3 protein-coding genes, 1 tRNA gene and 1 pseudogene are annotated in these 3,102 nt (G+C 70.6%); 3 read left to right on the forward strand and 2 right to left on the reverse strand.

Annotated features, from left to right (window positions below; genetic code table 11):
• Nucleotides 1-82: 82 nt before the first annotated feature.
• Nucleotides 83-156, reverse strand: a tRNA-Met gene (locus EIO58_RS15125).
• A 94-nt stretch (nucleotides 157-250) separates the two neighbouring features.
• On the opposite strand from EIO58_RS15125, the gene EIO58_RS15130 reads away from it, so the two are divergent.
• The gene (locus EIO58_RS15130) at nucleotides 251-772 is read left to right on the forward strand and encodes a DUF6328 family protein (RefSeq protein ID WP_127820212.1); all 522 of its coding nucleotides are present in this window, start codon (nucleotides 251-253) and stop codon (nucleotides 770-772) included.
• On the forward strand, nucleotides 769-1,575 hold the full coding sequence (locus EIO58_RS15135; protein WP_127820213.1) for a carbon-nitrogen hydrolase family protein: 807 nt from the start codon (nucleotides 769-771) through the stop codon (nucleotides 1,573-1,575). The genes EIO58_RS15130 and EIO58_RS15135 overlap by 4 nt, the downstream gene beginning before the upstream one ends.
• A 6-nt stretch (nucleotides 1,576-1,581) precedes the next feature.
• Here the strand turns inward: EIO58_RS15135 and EIO58_RS15140 are convergent, their stop codons facing one another.
• Nucleotides 1,582-2,781: an aminotransferase class I/II-fold pyridoxal phosphate-dependent enzyme gene (locus EIO58_RS15140; RefSeq protein WP_127820214.1), complete on the reverse strand. Its 1,200-nt coding sequence runs from the start codon at nucleotides 2,779-2,781 to the stop codon at nucleotides 1,582-1,584.
• Nucleotides 2,782-2,899: 118 nt separating this feature from the next.
• On the opposite strand from EIO58_RS15140, the pseudogene EIO58_RS15145 reads away from it, so the two are divergent.
• A pseudogene (locus tag EIO58_RS15145) lies at nucleotides 2,900-3,102 on the forward strand (serine protease); the annotation flags it as partial.

Here is a 3,102-nt window from a genome sequence, read left to right on the forward strand (position 1 = left end):
CGGTCACGATCTCGCTCCGCTCCACTGGATGGCCGCAACGCCAGAGGGCGCCCCCTGCTGGGGACGCCCTCTGGACTTTCTGTTGCGGGGACAGGATTTGAACCTGCGACCTCTGGGTTATGAGCCCAGCGAGCTACCGAGCTGCTCCACCCCGCGGCACAAGAAGTTAGCCTAGCACGGTTTCCGAGGGGGTCGCGACCTCAGCCGGCCCCGCTTGATCCGCGCGCGTGTCGGAGGGGAGGATGAGCGCATGCCTTCCGACCGCGAGCGCGACCTTCGGGATGATCGCGCCGAGGGTCGCGACGAGACCCCGCAGGAGCGGGCGGACCGCAACTGGAACGAGGTGCTGCAGGAGCTGCGCGTGCTTCAGACGGGCACGCAGATCCTCACCGGCTTCCTGCTCGCCCTCGCCTTCCAGCCTGCGTTCGTCGACCTGTCCACGGGTCAGCGTGCGGTGTACCTCACGCTCGTCGTGCTGTCGGCAGTGAGCTCGATCGTGGCGCTCGCGCCGGTCGCGCTGCACCGAGGTCTGTTCCAGCAGGGTGCGAAGCCCGCGGTGGTGCGGTTCGGGCATGTCTCCCTGGTCATCGCGCTGTCGACGGTCTCGGTGCTGGTGGTCGGCGTCGTCGCGTTCGTGTTCGACGTAGTGGCGGGGGGTGAGACGGTCTGGTGGGTGCTCTTCGCTCTCGCGATGCTGATCGTCGTGCTGTGGCTCATCGTGCCGGCGATCATCCGTGCGCGAGTGAGAGCGAACGGAGGAGGCCCCCGATGACCGAGACGCTCGCGATCGGCGTCGCGCAGTTCGCGCCGACGACCGACACCGCGGCGAACCTGGAGGCCATCGCCGACCTCGTGGCGACGGCATCCTCCCGCGGCGCCCGCCTGGTCGTGTTCCCCGAGTACTCGAGCTACTTCGTCGACCCGTTCGACGGGTCGCTGGCCGAGAGCGCCGAGTCCCTGGACGGACCGTTCGTGCGGTCGCTCGCCGAGATCGCACGGCGCCATGAAGTCGTGGTGGTCGCGGGGCTTCTCGAGAGCGGCGACGGTCAGCGCATCCGCAACACCGTGGTGGCGGTGGGCGCCTCCGGGCTGCTCGCGCACTATCGCAAGCTGCATCTGTACGACGCGTTCGGCCAGCGGGAGTCGGACTGGGTGCAGGCGGGGGAGGTCGCGCCGCCGCAGACGTTCGCGCACGGCGGGCTGCGGTTCGGGCTGATGACCTGCTACGACCTCCGGTTCCCCGAGGTCGGGCGTCTTCTCGTCGATGCCGGAGCAGATGTCTTCCTCGTGCCCGCGGAGTGGGTGCGGGGGCCGCTGAAGGAGCACCACTGGCGGACGCTGCTGCACGCGCGCGCGATCGAGAACACCGTCTACGTGGCCGCCGCGGACCACCCGCCGCCGCTGGGTGTCGGGCACTCGCTCATCGTGGATCCGCAGGGCGTCGAACTGGCGGCGGTCGGCACCGCGACGGACGTCGCGGTCGCTCACCTCGACATCGGAGCGCTGGAGCGCGTGCGCCGGGTGAACCCCTCGCTCCGTCTGCGGCGTCTCGGCGTCGTCGCCCGCGAGTCCTGATGCGCGTCAGGCGAGCGCGGCGAGGCGGGAGGCCGCGTCCTCGAGCACGTCCACCCGCTTGCAGGCGGCGAATCGCACGAGGGTGGCGTAGTCGGAGCGCCGCGCGTCCGTCGTGAACGCGGTGAGAGGGATCGCGACGACGCCGGCGCGCTCGGGGAGATCCCGGCAGAAGGCCGCGGCATCCGTCGTTCCCAGCGCCGCGGCGTCGGCCACAGTGAAGTAAGAGCCGGCTGGCGTCGACACGGCGAAGCCGGCCGCCCGCAGGCCCTCGCCCAGGAGATCGCGCTTGGCGCGCAGCGTTCCGGCGATGCCGTGGAAGAACTCGTCGCCGAGGCGCAGTCCGGTCGCGATGGCGGGCTGGAACGGGCTGCCGTTGACGTACGTGAGGAACTGCTTCACCGCCAGCACCGCGTCGACGAGCGGCGCCGGGCCGGTGACCCAGCCGATCTTCCAACCCGTAGTGGAGAAGGTCTTGCCTCCGGACGAGATCGTGAGCGTGCGCTCCCACGCGCCGGGGAGCGTCGCGAGGGGAACGTGCGGCCTGTCGAACACGAGGTGCTCGTAAACCTCGTCGGTGACGAGGATCGCGTCGCGATCCTCGGCGAGGCGCACCAGCTCGTCCCTGACCTCGGCGGTGAAGACGGCGCCGGTCGGGTTGTGCGGATCGTTGACCAGGATGACGCGCGTGCGCTCGGAGACGGCGGCGCGCAGCTCGTCGAGATCGGGCTGGAAGTCGGGCCAGCGCAGCGGCACCGTGACCAGGCGGGCGCCTGCGAGCGCCGCGATGGCCGCGTACGCGTCGTAGTACGGCTCGAACACCACGACCTCGTCGCCCGCACCGTCGAGCAGGGCCAGCAGCGTGGCCGCGAGCGCCTCCGTCGCGCCCGCGGTCACGAGGGCCTCGCGTTCGGGATCGAGTCGGAGGCCGTAGAAGCGCTCCTGGTGCTCGGCGACAGCGAGGAGCAGATCCGGGATGCCGCGTCCCGGCGGGTATTGATTGCCACCGTCCGCGATCGCGGCGCACGCGGCTTCGAGGACCTCGGCGGGCCCGTCTTCGTCCGGGAAGCCCTGTCCGAGGTTGATCGCGCCGGTTCGTGCCGCCAGGGCCGACATCTCGGCGAAGATGGTGGGACGGATGGATCCGTCGGGACCGACGAGGCCGGCGCCGGAGGCCGCGCGGTGCCACGCTCCAGGGATCTGTCGCATATCGCTTCACGGTACTCCGGCTCGTTCTGGTCCATTGCATAGACGAGTCCCATTCGCGACATAACAAACGCACAGCATCGATCGGCAATGTGGTGAATGCTTGGCAGAAGGAGCAATCATGACCGACACCCAGGGCGACCGCCCCGAAGACCAGACACCCGACGTGCCGCCGGTGCCGCCGATGCCGGCCGCTCCTACGGCCGAGCCCTCCGCTGCGACCGCCGCTTCGGCTGCGACGTTCCAGCCGCCGGCCGGCTACCAGGCCGGCCCGCACGCCTACGCACGGCCGCAGGGCTACGCGGGGCAGCCTGCGGGCTACCC

Origin of the sequence: Microbacterium sp. CPCC 204701, from assembly GCF_004010105.1 — a bacterium.
Classification (GTDB): domain Bacteria; phylum Actinomycetota; class Actinomycetes; order Actinomycetales; family Microbacteriaceae; genus Microbacterium.

Excerpts from the sequence above, each read along its gene's own strand:
- EIO58_RS15140 (WP_127820214.1), bottom strand. The coding sequence starts at position 2,781 with ATGCGACAGATCCCTGGAGCGTGGCACCGCGCGGCCTCCGGCGCCGGC.
- EIO58_RS15135 (WP_127820213.1), top strand. The coding sequence starts at position 769 with ATGACCGAGACGCTCGCGATCGGCGTCGCGCAGTTCGCGCCGACGACC.
- EIO58_RS15130 (WP_127820212.1), top strand. The coding sequence starts at position 251 with ATGCCTTCCGACCGCGAGCGCGACCTTCGGGATGATCGCGCCGAGGGT.